General features: G+C 64.1%; 14 protein-coding genes. 4 read left to right on the top strand and 10 right to left on the bottom strand.

Features of this window, described 5'->3' with window-relative positions:
- Positions 1 to 27: 27 nt before the first annotated feature.
- The 4 genes from P8192_RS09855 to P8192_RS09870 form a co-directional block, all read right to left on the bottom strand.
- A complete protein-coding gene (locus tag P8192_RS09855) occupies positions 28 to 1785 on the bottom strand; it encodes an ABC transporter ATP-binding protein (protein ID WP_278156650.1) in 1758 nt (585 codons plus the stop codon).
- Entirely contained in the window at positions 1782 to 2996 is a 1215-nt protein-coding gene (locus P8192_RS09860; protein ID WP_431521108.1) for an ABC transporter permease, read from the bottom strand. Before P8192_RS09860 ends, P8192_RS09855 begins: the two co-directional genes overlap by 4 nt.
- 5 nt (positions 2997 to 3001) lie before the next feature.
- A complete protein-coding gene (locus tag P8192_RS09865) occupies positions 3002 to 4519 on the bottom strand; it encodes an ABC transporter permease (protein WP_278156652.1) in 1518 nt (505 codons plus the stop codon).
- A 122-nt stretch (positions 4520 to 4641) separates the two neighbouring features.
- Positions 4642 to 6537: an ABC transporter family substrate-binding protein gene (locus P8192_RS09870; RefSeq protein ID WP_278156654.1), complete on the bottom strand. Its 1896-nt coding sequence runs from the start codon at positions 6535 to 6537 to the stop codon at positions 4642 to 4644.
- Between the two features lie 199 nt (positions 6538 to 6736).
- Here P8192_RS09870 and P8192_RS09875 point away from each other — a divergent pair, with 199 nt between their 5' ends.
- Positions 6737 to 7969, top strand: coding sequence for an MFS transporter (locus P8192_RS09875; RefSeq protein ID WP_278156656.1), 1233 nt, complete (start codon positions 6737 to 6739; stop codon positions 7967 to 7969).
- On the opposite strand, the gene P8192_RS09880 is transcribed toward P8192_RS09875, so the two are convergent.
- On the bottom strand, positions 7962 to 9191 hold the full coding sequence (locus P8192_RS09880) for a S1C family serine protease (RefSeq protein WP_278156659.1): 1230 nt from the start codon (positions 9189 to 9191) through the stop codon (positions 7962 to 7964). The two genes, P8192_RS09875 and P8192_RS09880, sit on opposite strands and share 8 nt — an antisense overlap.
- A 101-nt stretch (positions 9192 to 9292) precedes the next feature.
- Positions 9293 to 9790, bottom strand: coding sequence for a thiol peroxidase (gene tpx / locus P8192_RS09885; RefSeq protein ID WP_278156661.1), 498 nt, complete (start codon positions 9788 to 9790; stop codon positions 9293 to 9295).
- 22 nt (positions 9791 to 9812) lie between these two features.
- Here tpx and P8192_RS09890 point away from each other — a divergent pair, with 22 nt between their 5' ends.
- The gene (locus tag P8192_RS09890) at positions 9813 to 10712 is read left to right on the top strand and encodes a patatin-like phospholipase family protein (protein ID WP_431521109.1); all 900 of its coding nucleotides are present in this window, start codon (positions 9813 to 9815) and stop codon (positions 10710 to 10712) included.
- On the opposite strand, the gene P8192_RS09895 is transcribed toward P8192_RS09890, so the two are convergent.
- Entirely contained in the window at positions 10699 to 11652 is a 954-nt protein-coding gene (locus tag P8192_RS09895; RefSeq protein WP_278156665.1) for an acyltransferase family protein, read from the bottom strand. The genes P8192_RS09890 and P8192_RS09895 overlap by 14 nt on opposite strands.
- A gap of 41 nt (positions 11653 to 11693) precedes the next feature.
- Entirely contained in the window at positions 11694 to 12236 is a 543-nt protein-coding gene (locus P8192_RS09900) for a PACE efflux transporter (RefSeq protein ID WP_278156667.1), read from the bottom strand.
- 63 nt (positions 12237 to 12299) lie between these two features.
- On the opposite strand from P8192_RS09900, the gene P8192_RS09905 reads away from it, so the two are divergent.
- Both P8192_RS09905 and P8192_RS09910 read left to right on the top strand, forming a co-directional pair.
- Entirely contained in the window at positions 12300 to 12815 is a 516-nt protein-coding gene (locus tag P8192_RS09905; RefSeq protein WP_278156669.1) for a ferritin, read from the top strand.
- 66 nt (positions 12816 to 12881) lie between these two features.
- A complete protein-coding gene (locus tag P8192_RS09910) occupies positions 12882 to 15269 on the top strand; it encodes an excinuclease ABC subunit UvrA (protein WP_278156671.1) in 2388 nt (795 codons plus the stop codon).
- A gap of 15 nt (positions 15270 to 15284) precedes the next feature.
- On the opposite strand, the gene P8192_RS09915 is transcribed toward P8192_RS09910, so the two are convergent.
- Both P8192_RS09915 and P8192_RS09920 read right to left on the bottom strand, forming a co-directional pair.
- Entirely contained in the window at positions 15285 to 16109 is an 825-nt protein-coding gene (locus P8192_RS09915) for an alpha/beta fold hydrolase (protein WP_278156673.1), read from the bottom strand.
- A gap of 38 nt (positions 16110 to 16147) precedes the next feature.
- Positions 16148 to 17509, bottom strand: coding sequence for an MFS transporter (locus tag P8192_RS09920; RefSeq protein WP_278156676.1), 1362 nt, complete (start codon positions 17507 to 17509; stop codon positions 16148 to 16150).
- Positions 17510 to 17521 lie beyond the last annotated feature (12 nt).

Below are 17521 nucleotides of genomic sequence, written 5' to 3' on the forward strand. Positions count from 1 at the left end.
TCGCCACCTCATGCTGGCGCGGGTGTATTAGTAGCTGGATTCGCCGAAAGAGGCGAGCAGCTCGCGCCGTTCCGCGCGCCGGGTCTTTTGCTCGTCCGGATCCGGGACGGGCGCCGCTGCCAGCAAGCGCTTGGTGTAGTCCTGCTGCGGCTGGTGCAGCACCTGATCGGTTTTTCCGGATTCGACTTCGCGCCCGTCCTTGAGCACCAGCACCTTGTGCGCCAGCATGTCCACGACCGCCAAATCGTGGGACACGAACAGACACGCAAATTCGTAGCGACTCTGCAATTCAGCGAACATCTCGAGCACCGCTGCCTGCACCGAGACATCCAGGGCCGAGGTCGGCTCATCGGCGATGAGCACGTCCGGGTCCATCGTCAGGGCGCGGGCGATGGAAATGCGCTGGCGCTGACCGCCCGAGAGCTCGTGCGGGTACCGGTTGACCACCGAGCGAGGCAGCTTCACCGCGTCCAGGAGCTCGTAGGCGCGATCCAGCCGGGTCTTGGCATTGCCGACCTGGTGGATCACCATAGGCTCGGTGATGATGTCACCGATCGGAAAGCGAGGATCCAGCGAGGCCGCCGGGTCCTGGAAGACCACCCCGATCTGCTTCCGCATACTGCGCGATTCTTTCCGCGACAACGAGGTGAGTTCCTTGCCGTAGAGCTTCATGCTGCCTGCGGTGATGGGCAACAGTCCGAGCACGGACTTGGCGATGGTCGACTTACCAGACCCCGATTCCCCCACCAGGCCCATGATCTCGCCCGGAGCCACGGTGAAGGACACGTCGTGGACCACATTGCGTTGCTTGCCGCGGTGCTCGTAGGCGATCGAGATGCCGCTGGCTTCCACCGCGTAGGTGGCTCCGGCATGCACCGCTTCGGTCACCGGATCCGGTTCAGCCACTTCGAGGCTTTCACCCAGTCGCGGAACCGACGACAGCAGCCGTTGGGTATAGGGGTGTTGCGGCGACTGCATCACCTGGTGCACGGGACCGGTCTCGACCATCTCGCCACGCAGCATCACGCAGACCCTGTCGGCCATGTCGGCCACCACGCCCATGTTGTGGGTGATCAGCAGAATGCCGGTGTTCAGTTTGTCCTTCAGGCTGCGCAGTAGCTCGAGGATTTCCGCCTGCACGGTGACGTCGAGTGCGGTGGTCGGCTCATCGGCGATGATCACCTCGGGCGAGCAACTGATGGCCATCGCGATGACGATGCGCTGACGCTGTCCGCCGGAAAATTGGTGCGGGTACTGCTTGAGCCGGCTCGCAGCGTCGGGAATCCCCACCATTTCCAGCAGTTCGGCCGCACGGCGCTTGGCTTCCTTACCGAAAGCCAGGTTGTGCACAGCCAGCGACTCGGTGAGCTGATCGCCCACGGTGAGCACCGGGTTCAACGCCGTCATGGGTTCTTGGAACACCATGGCCACCCGCGATCCGCGGATTTTACGCAGCACGGCAGGTTCCATGGCGACGACATCGTCGTCTTTGAGCAGCACGCTACCGCCAATTCGGGCGTTACCCGGCAACAGACCCATCGCGGTGGAGGAGGTCACCGACTTACCCGAACCAGATTCACCGACCAGGGCCACCACTTCGCCGGGCTTGACGTCAAAGCTCACGCCCTTGACCGCGTTCACCTCACCGAACTCGGTGTCGAAGGAGACGGTCAGGTTCTTGAAGGTCAAAATCGGCTTGCCGTCGAGGTCATCGTGGCGCTTGACGACGTTGGTCGACGTCGTCACCGTTTTGGGCTCTTTGCGTTCTGATGGCTTCTTCATCATCGGTTCCCTCCCTCGGGTCCGGAGGAATTCGGATCGGGGTCTTCTGGCCCATCATGGTCGGAGGACGGCACGGGCCGCTCCAGTTCGCCGGGCTGTTCGGGCACATCGTTGCGCGGGGTACCCAGGGTGGCGTTGGCGGCTTCCTGACGCCCAGACATACCAAGCACACTGCGGCGGCGTTTGATCTTGCTCACCTGGCGGGGGTCGAAGGCATCGCGCAGACCGTCACCGATGAAATTCACCGACAGGGCGATGGCCAGAATCATGATGCCCGGCCACCAGAACAGCCAGGGGCGGGTGGTAAACGCAGCCTGGTTGTCGCTGATCAACAGACCCAGCGAGGTCTCGGGCGCCTTTACACCGAAGCCCAGGAAGGACAGCGAGGTCTCGAGGAGAATGGCGGCCGAGATGGCGAAGGTCGCGTTCACCACGATGACGCCGATGGTGTTCGGCAACAGGTGTTTGAGGATGACGCGTCCGGGTTTGGCACCCATGGCGACCGCCGCGGAGACGAATTCCTTCTCGCGCAGGGAGAGCACCTCACCGCGGACCAGACGGGCCAGCGACGTCCAGGTGACCAATCCGAGCACGATAGCCAACGGCAGCACACCGCCGCCGCGGAAAGTGGAGGACAGCTGACCCAGCACGGCGGCCAGAGCGAGCAGCGGGATCACGATGACCAGGTCGGTCATGCGCATCAGCACCGAGTCGATCCAACCGCGGAAGTAACCGGCGATCGCGCCGACAACAGCGCCGATCACGGTCGAGACAATGCCGACGACGAACGCGATCGTCAGTGACTGCTGCGTCCCGCGCATCACCATGGCGAAGTAGTCGCGGCCGATGGTGTCCTGGCCCAGTGGATGCTCGCCCCAGGTGATGCCCTCACCGCCCAGGAAACGAGGCCACAGCGACAGGGTCGGGGCACCGCCGTTCTGCACGGCGCCGGTTCCGGTGTAGGACTTGTCCCACCAGCCCGGAATCCCGGCGAAGCCGATGGAGCTGAACGCTAGGAGAAAGACTCCGACCAGCACGGTCAGCGAGATCATCGCTCCTGCGTGGTTGCGGAATCGGCGTCGGACCATCTGGCCCTGGCTGTAGGACTTTCCGGTGATCTGACGCAGCTTGGCGTCTTCGACCTCGGCGAGGTTGTGCATGTCCACCGCGGTGGAGGACGACTCAGGGGTCTGTGGAGTTTCGTTGTTGCTCATCCGACTCACACTCGAATCCGGGGATCAAGGACGGCGTAGAGAATATCCGCCAGCAGGTTGAACAGAATCGCGGCCGTACCGGTGACGAGGAAGAACGCCATCACCGGCGCCGGGTCGACTGTGCGCAGCCCGACTTGGAACAAGTCGCCCATGCCCTTCCATCCGAAGACCTGCTCGGTGATCACTGCTCCGCCGATCAGACCGGCGAAGTCGAACGCCATGATCGTGGTGATCGGGATCAGCGAATTCCGGAAGGCATGCTTCAGAATCACCTGACGCTCGTTGAGGCCCTTCGCCCGTGCGGTGCGAATGTAGTCCTGACGCGACACCTCCAGCATCGAGGAACGGGTGTAGCGGGAGTACGTTGCCACCGAGACGAGCGTCAGCAGAATGGTCGGAAGCAGCAGCTGCGTGCCCTTGTCGATGAATTCCTCCCAGAAGGTGCCCACGAAGTTCGGAGTCTCCGAGCCGATGGTTCCGATAGGGCGGCTGATCCGGCCGAGGTAGACGGGCCAGTATCGGAAGAGCTGCTCGAGGATCATCAGCGAGCCCATGACAAGCGCCGTCACCACCGAAACGATGGAGGCGGTGGAGCGCGAGTACCCCCCGACGGCCTGGCCGACGCCGATGGCGACACCCACCGAGATGAGCCCGAGCAGCACCAGCAGCCACCACGAGGGCTGATCCATCAAGCCCCAGGTGACGTAGTAGGAAACCAGACCGAGGCCAGCGGTGATGAGGCCGGCGGCCAGCACCCGGCGATTATGCAGGCCGGCGAACAAGATGGTGGCCCCTACAGCGGTGGCGGCGCCGAGTGCGATCAGAGGCAGGGGTCCCAGCTCGGGGTTCCGGGCGAAGCCGGACGCATCCATGTAAAACATGGTGCCGATGACGAACGCGAGGACGACGCCGGCCGTGATCAGACGTCGGCGCAGGCCGCCACCCAGGACCGTCTGGATCACGACGGCCGCCAGCACGGCGGTGATGATGATCGTCGTCCAGCTGAAGGACGGTGTGGCGATCCAGTCGTTGAAGCCGATCGCCAGGTACTCCTTGAGGAGCACGGCCGCCCAGAAAACGGGAAGCGAGTAGAACAGGAAAATCAGGAACGTGACCGCGTAGTCGAGTCCGGAGTACTGCCGGATCGCCGTCAGGATGCCGACGGCGACGCCGACGATGATCGCCAGCACGGTGGCCAGCACCACCAGGCGCATGGTCGAGGCCGCGGCCAGAGCAAGCAGGTCGTTCACCGGCAGACCGGCGCGGTTCACCCCGAAGTCACACTGGCCGACGAAACATTGGGAGACACCGGAGAGCCAGTCCCAGTACCTCTCATACCAGGGCAGGTCGAGCCCCATGGAATCAATGCGCTGCTGCATCAGCAGCTCACGATTGCCGGTGGTGATCTCACGGAGGTCAAACAGCGGGTCCCCGGAGTTGATCACCAGAACGAACATCAGGATGGAGGCGCCGAAGAGGACAATGAGGGAGCTCCCCAATCGGCGCAGGATGAATTTCAGCACGTGAACATAAGCCTTCCGTACACGTTGGTGTGACGCTGGCCGGGCTGGGACCCGGTCGATTGCTCAACCGGGCCCCAGCTTCACACAGCCGTCGCTGTCACCGTCAATGAGTGGACGTCAGCTTACTCAGCTTCGGCTTCCGGACGGACCCACTGCTCGACGTTCCACTGCAGACCGGACTGGGTGGCGGTGGAGCGAACGTTGGCGATGTCAGCGGAGTTCGCAGCGATACCCGGGTGCGTGTACAGCGGGATGTTGTACAGGGTGTCCCAATGCAGCTTCTCTACTTCCTTACGCTGCTCGAGGTGTACCTCAGGATCCACGGTGCCGGCGGCGATGTCCCAGGCGGCGTCGACGTCCTCATTCGAGTACTGCGCGTCATTCTGAGCACCGTTGGTGTGCGAGATGTTGCGGCCCGAGACAATCTGGCCGGAGCCAGCCCAGGCGAAGAGGGCGATGTCCCAGTCACCCGAGGACAGACCGCCACCGGGACCGAAGAAGTCCTGTGCGCCGTAGTCCTGGATGTCGAAGCCGGCCTCGTCGCAGGAATCCTTGATCATGGAGACGGTCTGCTCACGACGCGGGTTCGGCGCGGCGTAGCCGATGCGCACGGTCGGGGTGTCCACACCTGACTGCTCAATCAGATCTGCTGCGGCCTCGATGTCGACTTCGTCGTAGCTGCCGTCGTAGGAGTAGTCGATGACTTCCTGATACTCGTCCTGGAAGTTGAAGTACTCACGAGCGTTGAGCACCTCTGCGTCCGGGTTCAACGGCTTGATCAGGTTGTCGATGATCTGCTGGCGCGGCACGCACAGTGCGAAGGCCTGACGCAGCTCGTAGCTGTCGCCGAAGAGCGAATCCGCGGCGTGGTTGAAGTCCAGGTGCTCGTAGGTCATCTGCGCGTACTGGTGGACAATAGCCTGGTCGCCCAGGCCTTCGAGCTGCTCCAGAGTATCCACGGTGGCCTGCGGCTCAATGGCGTTCATGTCGCCGTTCTGCAGAGCCTGGACATGGGTGTCAGCCGAAGCGATGCGCACGGTCAGCGTCTGGGTTGCGGCGGGGGTGCCCCAGTAGTTCTCGTTCGCCGTCAGGGTGACCGACTGACCCGGCGAGAAATCGGTGAGCACGTAGGGGCCAGACGACGGGATGAGCGCCTCATCGGGGAGGGCATTGGTGACATTCCAGCCGGTGTTCCAGAACTCGGCGGCCTCGGCAAGTGCGTCACCGTCGTTGTTGCGGGCCGCTTCGATCAGCTCTTCCATGCTCAGCCCGGACTGTTCGGCGACGACGTGTGCGGGCAGCGCACGGTCGACGACGAGCTGCCAGTCAGCGTAGGGCTCATCGTAGGTGATGGTGAATTCTTTGCCTTCGGGATCGCCTTCGGGTGCGTTCGGGACGTACTCACCGAAGGTAGTGGAGACCGGAGTGAACACGGTCTCGTCGTTGGAGTCAACGGTCCGAGGGTTCTCCACGGCCCACTTGAAGATGTAGTCGGCAGCCGTGATCGGGGTGCCATCGGACCACACAGCGTCGTCGTTGATGGTGTACTTGACCACCAGCGGATCCTCAGACTCAACCTCAATGGTGCCGAACTCCTCGTCCGGGTAGATCGTGCCGTCAGTGCCGAAGTAATTGAAACCGCCAGAGATGCGGTCGGCGATCTGGGAGTTATAGGTCGAGTAGTTGTCGGCCATCATGTTGTTGTACGACGTGAAGTCCTGCTCCATGCCGACAGAGATGGTGCCTTCGGCGGTCTCAATGTCGCCGAGGTCGGCCTTGCCCGTGTCCTCCGGCTCGACCGTGTACTGCTGGCCTTCGGCGATGCCCTGGTCAGCCTCGTTGTCGGTGGTGGGCTCGCCGCCGGGCGAGCAGGCGGTGAACAGCAACGCCGAGCTGGCGGCGACAGCCACCGCGGCAGAGAGCTTGGTGTACTTCTTCAAAGCGACTCCTTGTGTGTCGTACTGAGCGACGTCGCCGTAGAGTTCGTCATCGGGATTTCCGACAACGAGGAGTGACATGTGAGCGACGCCACTTAAGGTAGCTACGAGAATAGCGGACAAAACTGTGAAAGCAATCTTGAATATCTCCCCGGACACAGAATCGTTACCTAGTCGTAACCTAAAGTGTTCTACGGCACGTCACGGTCCCCACTGCGGCACCGGCGACGTCGCCCGGAACACGGGCGACATGAACCTGCAAATGGGATAGAACAGTCCCATGGACTCCTCACAACCCACCTCACCTCGGGTACCCCTTTCCGCGGGGCTCGCCGTCGTCGCCGTCGTGGCGATTGCGATCAATCTCCGCGCGGCCGCCACGTCCATCGGCCCGTTGCTTGAGGAGATCACCGAATCCGCGGGCTTCACCCCCACCGGCTCGGGCCTGCTGACGGCGCTGCCGGGGCTGTGTTTCGCCGTGATGGGCTTGTTAGCGGTGCGATTCGCGGTGCGGGTGGGGCTGTCCCGCGGCCTGGCCTGGGCCATGACCGCCCTGGTGCTCGGGCTAGCGGTGCGTCCGTGGATGCCCTCGCCCTGGCTGTTTGTGGCCGTCAGTGGGGTGGCATTGGCCGGTATCGCCGTCGGAAACGTACTGGTGCCCGCGTGGATCAAGCGGCACGGCGGGTTGAACACGGTGCGGCTGATGACGATCTACTCGTCGCTGTTGGTGTTGGGCGGCTCGCTGGGTGCCTTGGTTTCGGCCCCGCTGGCGGTCTCGGTCTCACAGTCGTTCGCGGCGTCGGGGTGGCAGTCGTCGTTAGTATTCTGGGCGCTAGTTGCGGTGGTTCCGCTGGTGATCTGGTGGCTGGTGTCCGTGCGCACCGGGCACGATTTTCCGCGGGGTGCGGTGGCCGATGCGCCGACGTTGCCGCTGTATCGTTCGCGTACGGCCTGGGCGCTGACGGTGCTGTTCGGATTCCAGTCGATGAACGCCTACGTGCAGTTCGGCTGGCTGCCGCAAGTTTATCGAGACGCCGGAATCCCGGCGGTGCAGTCGGGCACATTAGTGGCGGTGCTTTCGGGCATGGGCGTGATCGGCGGCGTGGTGATGCCCACGGTGATTGCGCGGGCGCGCGGACTGTGGGTGTGGCTAGTGTTGTTTGGGGTGTTCACCACCGTGGGATACCTCGGCCTCCTCGTGGCGGCCGACACCCTGCCCTGGCTGTGGGCGGTGGTGCTGGGGCTGGGCGGTTTTGCTTTCCCCACGGCCATTGCGCTGATTCCGGCGCGTAGCCGCGACCCGCGAGTGACGGCGCGGTTGTCTGGGTTCGTGCAGCCGATCGGATATTTCGTGGCGGCGGCCGGTCCATTCGGCGTCGGATTGATTCATGCGGCCACCCCGGACTGGACGCTGGTGCTGGTGCTCTTGGCGTGCTCCGGCGTGGTGATGAGCGTGGCGGGGCTGTTGGTGGCCCGGCCGCGAGCGGTGGATGACGAACTGTCGGTTAGTTGACGACGGCTTCTTGAAGGGTGGCGGTTCCGGTCTGGGTGGCTCCGGAGGCATCGCGCCACACCACCTCCACGAGGTCGCCGACGTTGCGGTCGTTGATGGCCCGGGCGAGCTCACTGCTGGTGGTGACGGTCTCCCCCTCGACGGAGATGATGAGGTCGCCGGCGCGCAATCCGAGTTCCTCGGCAGCCGAGTCCGGGGTGACTTCCTGGATGTCCGGGCCGTCGTCGGTGGTGAGGATGGTGATGCCTAAGGCGCCGTCGACGCCGATGGACACTGTTTCGGTTTCTTCACCGGAGAGCACCTGATTGACGATCTCCAGGGCGACGGCGATGGGGATGGCGTACCCGTTGACTTCTTCGGTGGTCTCACCCGGTGATGCGGCGGTGCTCACCCCGATGACCTGACCGTCACGGTCCACGAGTGGCCCGCCCGAGTAGCCCGGCACGACGTCGGCGGTAGTCTCGATGAGTCCGGTGAGCCGCGATGTTGTTTCTGCGGCGTCAGTTCCGGCAAGGATGGTCTTGTCCAGGGCGGTCACCTCCCCCACCACCGAGGTCAGATAGCCCTGTCCACCACCGTTGCCGACGGCGGCGTTGATGTCACCGATCTGCGGGGTGCTGAGATTCAGTGAGGTGACCGGCAGTTCTGGCGCGTCCTCGATCTGCAGCACCGCGACGTCGTGCTCGGAATCGCGGCCGAGCACGGTGGCGTTGTATTCGATGTCCGTGTCGGCCATGCGCACCACCACATCGGTGGAGTTCTCGACCACGTGGTAATTGGTGACGGCGATCCCGTCCGCGGTGAGCACCATGCCGGTGCCGGTGCCGTAGAAGCCCATCATCATGGTGTCGACCATAAAGATTCCGGGGGCGGAGTCGACCACCTGGCCTTCATCAATCCCGGTGCCCGTGCGCGCCGCCGAGGCGTCCCAGTCGACGTCGATGCCCTCGTGTACGTGGTCTAGTTCTTCGGCCAGGCCCCGGGCGGTGCCGCTGAGCGTGGCCGCCTCGTCGGGGACCCCGGTAGCGGCTTCGTGCCGCTGTTCGGCTTGCGGGGTCAGATTGGCCACGTGGCCCATCAAGAGGTTCAGGGCGCCAGCAAAGAGCCCGACCGCTCCGGCAACACCGGCCAGCATGACCAGCACGTACACCCAGCCTCGGCGTGGCCGACGGGGCGGCTCGGGCGGGCCGAACCCAAATTCGGAGGGGATGGACCCGTGCATGCGAGGCACCCCGTACGACGAGTCGCCATACGGGGTGCCGGGCTCACCCTTGGACCACAAGCGGCCGTTGGGTTCGGGTGACTGATTCAGGGACGGACCCTTCAGTTGGTTGCGGACAGGGCGTCGTCGTAGTCCGGTTCCTCGGTGATCTCGGGGACGAGCTGGGTGTAGGTGACGGTGCCTTCAGCATCGATGACGATCACGGCGCGGGCCAGCAGGCCGGCCATCGGCGAATCAGCCAGGCGCAGACCGAACTCGGTGCCAAAATCGGAGCGGAAAGCGGAACCCATCACGACATTCTCGATGCCTTCGGCGCCGCAGAAGCGGCCCTGCGCGAAGGGCAAGTCCTGCGAAACGCAGAGCACCACGGTGTCTTCGAGGTCAGCGGCGTGCTGGTTGAAGGTGCGCACAGATGCGGCGCACACCCCGGTATCAACGGAGGGGAAAATGTTGAGCACGACGGTTTTGCCCGCGTGGTCAGACAGTCGGAAGGGCTGCAGGTCGGTGCCGACGAGTTCGACGTCGGGGGCTTTCGTCCCCACGGCGGGCAGATCGGCGACAGTGTGTGCGGGCGTGTTCTTGAAACTGGTCGTAGCCATGCTCTCAGCCTAGGCTGTGAGGGTGGAGTTGACCAACAATCTGACAGACACCGCCCTGCTTTTCGAAGGCGGCGGTATGCGCGCCTCATTCACCTCCGGCATGGTGGTGGCCTTGCTAGAATCCGGAATCCACGCGAATTTCGTGGCGGGCATTTCGGCCGGTTCCTCCAATACCTGCAATTATCTGACCCGAGACCCGGTGCGGGCGCGCACCTCGTTCGTCGAGTTCGCCGCGGACCCGCAGTTCGGCGACTGGCGCACCTTCCTGCGAGGACGGGGCCTGTTCAACGCGGAGTACATCTACGAGCGCACTGGGATGCCCGGTCAGGCCCTCCCCTTTGATTTTGAGGCGTACCGTGCGAATCCCGCCACCGTGCAGTTGGGCGGTTTCGACGTCGAGTCGGGCGAGATGGTGTGGTGGAGCAAGGACGACACGACGCGGATGCCCGATTTGATGCGGCGGGTGCGCGCTTCCTCCACAATGCCGGTGCTGATGCCGCCGGTGCAGATCAACGACCGCACCTATGTTGATGGTGCGCTGGGGCCCGACGGCGGAGTGCCCCTGTCGACGGCGCTGGATCACGGCTACGAAAAGTTCCTGGTAATTCTGACCCGCGAACGCGAATACCGGAAGGCACCCGAACGGTTCCCTCATTTCTATCGCACCTACTTCCGGCGCTACCCGGCCGTGGCCGATGCCCTGGTGACACGGTGGCGACGTTACAACGAGACGCGGGAGAAGCTCTTCGCCCTGGAACGCGAGGGCAAGGCCTATCTGTTCGTTCCGGAACAGATGCCGGTGTCGAACGGCGAGCGCAATGTGGCCAAGCTACGCGCCTCGCACGAGCAGGGACTGGCGCAGGCGCGCCGCGAGATTCCTGCGATCCGAGAGTTCCTCGGGCTCTCCGCTACTCCGAAATAAGGTCCCGCTCGGCGCGAGATGGCGCCGGTTTGCGCTGCGGCCAGGCGTAGAGCCAGGAGGTCTGCGGTCGAATCAAGGTCATCACGGTGACGACGAGCAGAGTGACCACGGTGCAGAATCCCACGTGGATCCACGATTCGACGTCGAAGCGGTCCACGGTACGGTGCACGAGGATCATGATGGGGAAATGCGATACGTAGACCACCAGTGAGTGGCGCCCGAACCACTCCAGCCATGCGGTACCGCGGTTCGAGGGTAGCCGGGGCAGCCACCACAGCATGGCGGCCAAACAGATCAGGGAGATCGATGCGGCGATGGCGGTGCCGCGGCGCAGGTCCAGATCATCGGCGGCTTGGAAGCACAGCCACCCGGCGATCACGGTCACGACGACCCCGATCCAGGCTGGTGCCCGCGTCCACTGTGGCACGAACCGCCCCAAGCCAGCACCGAAGAAGAAGAACGCGCCGAAGTACAGCAGCTTCATATCGAGCCGGTGCATCGGCGGGTCCGGGATCGCCGTGATTGCGGCGACCATCACCAGCGCGATGAGTAGCGGGTGCACCCAGCGGGCCAGCATCCCGAGGAAGTAGCAACCCAACACCACGAACAAGAACCACAGGTAGTCACCGGATCGCCAGAGCCCTGGGTCGAAAACACTATTGCGGAAAACCAGCACCCCGTAGAGCAGCATCCACACCAGCAGCGGCCAGGCAATGCCGTGCAGTTTGCCCCGCAGAAACGTCGTCCAGGGTTTGGCCAGGGAGCGCGGCAACAGCATTCCGGAGAGGAAGAGCAACAGTGGCATGCGCACCGGTTCGATGTATCTGTTGATCTCGACCCAGGTTTCCGAGCCGGCACCGGTCGACATCGGAATAGTCGCACCGTGCAGAATGACGACCAGCAACACGGCCACGCCGCGGGCTGCGTCCATCCACGTCATGCGTGGATCAGCGAGCGAGGCGGTGCTGGTCATAACAGGGATCACCCAGAGGCAGGAGCGGTCTGTGCGGCGTCAGGAAGGCCAAAGACCCGGTCAAAACTCCAAGCATACACTGCGGTGTAGATCAGGAAGAAGACCAATAGCCCGGCTTCCAGCACCAGCGCCTGCAGCAGACTGATACTCAGAATCCAGGCGATGAGCGGGATCAGGATCATCATCAAGCCCAATTCGAAGGTGACGGCGTGCAGCGCCCGGACCCACCACGGGCGGCCGCTGGTTCCACTGCGGCGTTCCCAAAACTCGAAGATCGTGTTGAAAATCAGGTTCCAGGTCAGTGCCACCACCGAGGAGACGACGCCGACCACCAGCGACCCTTGGGCCGACTGTCCGGTGGCCACCAACAGCAGCGTGGTGAACGCAATCGCCAGCGCTTCAAACACCACGGCATAGACCACCCGGCGCGTGACGGGGCGGGTGAACACCCGCCGACCGATGAGCGCCGGTCGGCCGCCCGGACCGAGCGGAACGTCGGGCTGAGTTGTCGCAGGCGCACCGGATGGAGCGGAATCAACGGAGAGCTTCACGATGATGCACCTTAGCAACAGGTATCTTCCCCGCGGGCGTCATCGGTGAGTACGCTGAGTTTTATGAAGCTCACCGATGCTCTCGAAGCCAAGTTCAACGACCAGATCACCCTCGAGCTCCAGGCGGCACACGTCTACCGCCAGCTCTCGATCGCCGCCGACAGCCAGGACCTTCCGGGCATCGCCTCGTGGATGCGTGCTCAGGCCGAGGAGGAGCTGGTCCACGCGCAGAAGTTCATCGACCATGTGGTGGATCGCGACAACGACGCCGTCATCGGGGCGCTCGAGGCACCGGGACTGAGCAGTGATCTCTCCCCACAGCAGATTTTCAAGGCGGCACTGGATCACGAGCAGAAGGTCTCCGAGTCCATCCGTTCCTTGTACCGTGCCGCTGAGGAGGCCGGGGATCTGGAGTCCCGCCCGCTGCTGCTGTGGTTCATCGACGAGCAGGTTGAAGAAGAGGCCACCGTCTCCGAGGTCCTGGGCAAGCTGGACCGCGTGGGCAACGACGGCGCCGGTGTACTGCGTATCGACGCCGAGCTGGGCGCCCGCCACGCAGACCTCGACACCGAGGACTGACCCGGATTCACCGATTTTTCTAGAAGGGCGGACACCATGGTGTCCGCCCTGCTTTATGCTGACTGCATGTCCACACTCGGTGATTCCCACTCCCCCGCTGGCCATCCCGCCGACCAGCACGATCTACTCAAGGTCCGCGGCGCCCAGCAGAACAACCTGCGCAATGTCAGCGTCGATATTCCCAAGCGCCGGATGACAGTGTGCACCGGGGTCTCCGGCTCCGGAAAGTCCTCGCTGATTTTCGGCACGGTCGCGGCCGAATCGCAGCGACTCATCAACGAGACCTATTCCACTTTTGTTCAGGGGTTCATGCCGTCGACGTCCCGCCCCGAGGTGGACCGGCTCGAGGGGCTGACGACGGCGATCGTCGTCGACCAAGAGACCTTGCCCGCCAACCCGCGCTCCACGGTGGGCACCGTGACGGATGTCCATGCGCTGCTGCGGATGCTGTTCTCCCGGCTGGGCACCCCGCCGATTGGCGGGCCGCAGGCGTTCTCCTTCAATGTGGCCTCCGTCGAAGCCTCGGGGCAGATCACCGTGAAGAAGGGCGACAAGCAGGTCGCCGAGGACCGCACCTTCCGCCGCACCGGTGGCATGTGTTCGGCGTGTGAGGGCCGCGGTTCGGTCTCGGATTTCGACCTCAACGAGCTCTACGACCCCGCGCTGTCTCTCGCGGACGGCGCACTGAAAGTCCCCGGCTACTCGATGGACGGCTGGTACGGCCGCCTCTTCAAGGCGGCCGGTCTCGACATGGACACCCCTGTGGGCGAGTTCTCGGATGATCAGCTGGAACTGTTGCTGCATCAGGAGGCCACCAAGGTGAAGTTCGAGGGTGCCAATCTCACCTATGAAGGGTTGATCCCCCGGATCCGTAAGTCGATGTTGTCGAAGGACCGCGAGGCCATGCAGCCGCACATCCGCGCCTTCGTGGATCGGGCCATCGTGTTCCGCACCTGTGCTGAGTGTGAGGGCACCCGGTTGAGCGCGGCTGCCCGCTCCGTCACCCTGGCCGGGGTCAACATCGGTGAACTCGCCCGATGGGAAGCCCACCGCGTGCTCGACTGGGTACGGGGTATCGACGAGCCAGCCGCAGAACCGTTGCTGGCTACGCTGCGCCAGCTACTCGAAGGTTTCGTGCAGATCGGGCTGGGCTACCTCAGCCTAGATCGACCTTCCGGCACCCTCTCCGGAGGCGAGGCCCAGCGGGTGAAAATGATCCGGCATTTGGGTTCGGCGCTGACCGATGTCACCTACGTGTTTGACGAGCCGACGGCGGGGCTGCACCCGCACGACGTCGCCCGGATGAATACCTTGCTTGGGCAGTTGCGCGATCAGGGCAACACGGTGTTGGTGGTGGAGCACAATCCGGATGTGATCGAGGTGGCCGACCACCTGATCGACCTGGGCCCCGGCGCCGGTGTACATGGCGGCGAGGTCGTCTACGAAGGTGACCTGGCGGGACTGCGCGCTTCCGGCACCCTGACCGGCAACAGCCTGGACCACCACGCCCAGCTGAAGCCCACCGAGAAGCTGCGCTCCGGCAACGGATCGCAGCGTCTGGAGCACATCAGTCAGCACAATCTGAAAGACGTCTCGGTCGAGCTGCCTCTGGGCACCCTGACGGTGGTCACGGGGGTGGCCGGTTCCGGCAAGTCCACGCTGCTGCGCGCCGGACTCGCCGGTCGCGATGACGTCGTCATGATCGATCAGGAACAGATCCGCGGCTCGCGCCGTTCCAACCCGGCGACGTATACCGGTGCCCTGGATTCCATCCGCAAGGCCTTCGCGAAAGCCCACGGGGTCAAGCCCGCGCTGTTCAGCGCGAACTCGGAAGGCGCCTGCCCGGAATGCAAGGGCGCCGGGGTGATCTACCTGGACTTCGGTTTCATGCAGGGCCAGTCCACCGAATGTGGTGAGTGCCAGGGGCGGCGCTTCCGCGACGATGTGCTCGCCTATGAGCTGGGTGGCTCCAATATCGCTGACGTCCTGGGGCTCTCGGCGGAGCAGGCGGTGGAGTATTTCACCGCCCCGGGGGTGAAAATCGTCCCGGCCGCAAAGATCGCGGAGCGCCTGGTTCAGGTCGGGCTCGGGTATCTGCGCCTGGGCCAGCCTCTGACGACGCTGTCGGGAGGCGAGCGCCAGCGGCTGAAGCTGGCCAGCAGTCTGGGCCAGAAAGCGGGTATTTACGTGCTGGATGAGCCCACGGCCGGACTGCACATTGCGGATGTGCGCCGACTACTGGAGCTCTTGGACTCCATGGTCGACGACGGCGCCTCCGTGATCGCCGTTGAGCACCACCTCGATGTGATCGCCCACGCCGATTGGATCGTCGACGTCGGCCCCGGCGCGGGCTCCGAGGGCGGCACGATCGTCTACGAGGGCGCCCCGGTAGATCTGGCGGCGAACCCCTCGACGCTGACCGGCGAACACCTGGCCCGGGCGGTCAGCGCCTAAGGCACCGCGTGGTCGTCAGTTCTGGGTGAGGAAGAACCGTAGGGCGGCGGCGAATTCGGCGGGTTTCTCCGAGTGCAGCCAGTGCCCGGCGTCGCGGATGGTCATCCGGCGCACCTTCGGAAACAGGGCGCGCATCGGCTCCACGGCTTCGTCGGTGATGTAGGGCGAGCGTTCCCCGCCCAGCCAGAGCACCGGGCCAGGGTAGGGTGCGACGTCGAGCTCCGGGAATCCGCCGATGGTGTCCAGCGAGTCGTACAGCAACCGCAGGTTCGGCTCCCAGTCGAAGGCTGTGGTGCCGTCCTCGGTGCGCTTGCTGCGCAGGTTTTGCAGCAGGAATCCGCGCACCGTGGGGGAGCGAATTTTGTCGGTGAGCTGCACGTCGGCATCGGAGCGGCGCTGCAGCTGATCCAGGTCCACGCTGAGCAGGGAACCCAGCAGGTGCTCGAACTCAGAGAACGAGGATACCGACACTGGTGAGATGTCTTCGATAATGAGCCGCCTGATCAGTTCCGGGTGCCCTAGCGCCAGGACCATGGCGACCTTGCCGCCCAGGGAGTGGCCCAGCAGCGTCACTTTCCCTTCGGGGTCGCGGTCGGCGAATTCGGTGCGCAGATGCTCGGCCACGGCGTCGGCCATCTCCACATAGGAGAAGTCCTGCGTCCAGGGGGAAGCACCGTGGTTAGGAAGGTCCACGAGGAGCGACGTCGCCACATCAGCGAGGTCCTTCGCCGCGGTGGTGAAGTTCTTGCCACGGCCCATCAGCCCGTGCAAGAACACCATCGATTCGGGGCCCTCCCCGACCACGGTGCTGTTCAGTGTCTGCTGCATTCGCTCTGCCATCACAACCCGAGCTTAGCGAAATTGCGTTCGCTTCTGGATCAGTAGATGCCGTCGGCCCGTAGCTTCTTCAATTCGGCGCGGCTGCCGCCCAGGTAGCGGATCGGGACCTTATAGGTCTCGGGGCCGGTGACGAATGCGACCGCGGAGAGCACGCCGAAGCCCAGGCACATCCATGCCACCGGGCCCCAATTCGCAGCCTCGCCCGCGGTCATCCAGGTGGCCAGCGCCGGCGCGAAACCGGACACCAGCAGACCCAGCATCAGGCCGATAGCCATACCGGAGTAGCGAATCGGGGCTGGGAACTGTTCCGGGAAGCTCGCCATGTAAGAGCCGTTGGGGGCCGCGTAGAACACGCCGAAAAGGATGATGGCGGAGATGAAGACCATAGCCACGTTGCCAGTGCCGATGGCGTTGAAGAACACGAACATCATCAGACCCGCGCCGATCGCGCCCCCGATGAAGACCGGCTTGCGGCCGATCTTGTCGGCGAGTAGCCCGTACAGCGGCTGGGTGAGCACGGCTGCGAAGTTACCGGCGGCGATCGCCAGCAGCATGGTGGTGCGTTCAATACCGTTGTACTGGACGGCGTAGGCGAGACCGAAGACGTTGACCACGGTGTTCATCATCGCGAAGGTCGCCGCGAACATCACGCGCACCACGGCGGCCCAGTGGGTCCGGAACAGCTCCACGAACGGGACTTTCACGGTCTCGTCGGCTTCCTTGGTTTCTTCGAAGACTTCCGGCTCATCCAGGGTGCGACGGATCACCAGCGCCACTACGGTCAGCACGATGCTGATCCAGAAGGGCACACGCCAGCCCCAGGAGAACAGGGCTTCGTCGTCCATCGCGGCCACGGGGATGAACACCAGGGTGGCCAGCACGATGCCGAACATGATGCCCGACATGGTGAAGGACGCGAAGAATCCGCGGCGGCCTTCCGGTGCGTGTTCCATAGACAACGACGCCGCACCGGGCGATTCACCACCGGCGGACAGTCCCTGCAGCAGGCGCAGCAGCACCAAGAGAATCGGGGCGATGATGCCCACCTGATCGTAGGTGGGCAGGCAGCCAATCAACAGGGTCGCGATGCCCATCAGCAGCAGCACGAAGATCAGGGTATTGCGTCGCCCGAAGGTGTCACCGAGGTGTCCGAACAGCACCGCGCCCAGCGGGCGGGCCACATAGGCCACGCCGAGGGTCGAGATCGACAGGAGCACCGAGTTCGCGCCGTCCCCCGGGAAGAACACGGAACCGAACACCAGGGCGGCGGCGGATCCGTAGATGAAAAAGTCGTAGTACTCGAGGGTGCTGCCCAGGAATCCAGAGAGGGCCGCACGCCGAGCGTTCCGAGTCGACGTCGGAGTCGCCTCTGGCGCTGCCGTGTCGGTGAGGTGTGCCATGGTGATGGCTCC

This window comes from Citricoccus muralis (assembly GCF_029637705.1).
In the GTDB taxonomy this organism is placed as follows: domain Bacteria; phylum Actinomycetota; class Actinomycetes; order Actinomycetales; family Micrococcaceae; genus CmP2.

What these genes read in the sequence shown, in the direction of transcription:
- P8192_RS09855 (WP_278156650.1), bottom strand. Translation starts at nt 1,785, where the DNA reads ATGATGAAGAAGCCATCAGAACGCAAAGAGCCCAAAACGGTGACGACG.
- P8192_RS09920 (WP_278156676.1), bottom strand. Translation starts at nt 17,509, where the DNA reads ATGGCACACCTCACCGACACGGCAGCGCCAGAGGCGACTCCGACGTCG.
- P8192_RS09870 (WP_278156654.1), bottom strand. Translation starts at nt 6,537, where the DNA reads ATGTCACTCCTCGTTGTCGGAAATCCCGATGACGAACTCTACGGCGAC.
- P8192_RS09905 (WP_278156669.1), top strand. Translation starts at nt 12,300, where the DNA reads ATGAAGCTCACCGATGCTCTCGAAGCCAAGTTCAACGACCAGATCACC.
- P8192_RS09860 (WP_431521108.1), bottom strand. Translation starts at nt 2,996, where the DNA reads ATGAGCAACAACGAAACTCCACAGACCCCTGAGTCGTCCTCCACCGCG.
- tpx (WP_278156661.1), bottom strand. Translation starts at nt 9,790, where the DNA reads ATGGCTACGACCAGTTTCAAGAACACGCCCGCACACACTGTCGCCGAT.
- P8192_RS09875 (WP_278156656.1), top strand. Translation starts at nt 6,737, where the DNA reads ATGGACTCCTCACAACCCACCTCACCTCGGGTACCCCTTTCCGCGGGG.
- P8192_RS09880 (WP_278156659.1), bottom strand. Translation starts at nt 9,191, where the DNA reads ATGCACGGGTCCATCCCCTCCGAATTTGGGTTCGGCCCGCCCGAGCCG.
- P8192_RS09915 (WP_278156673.1), bottom strand. Translation starts at nt 16,109, where the DNA reads ATGGCAGAGCGAATGCAGCAGACACTGAACAGCACCGTGGTCGGGGAG.
- P8192_RS09895 (WP_278156665.1), bottom strand. Translation starts at nt 11,652, where the DNA reads ATGACGTGGATGGACGCAGCCCGCGGCGTGGCCGTGTTGCTGGTCGTC.
- P8192_RS09910 (WP_278156671.1), top strand. Translation starts at nt 12,882, where the DNA reads ATGTCCACACTCGGTGATTCCCACTCCCCCGCTGGCCATCCCGCCGAC.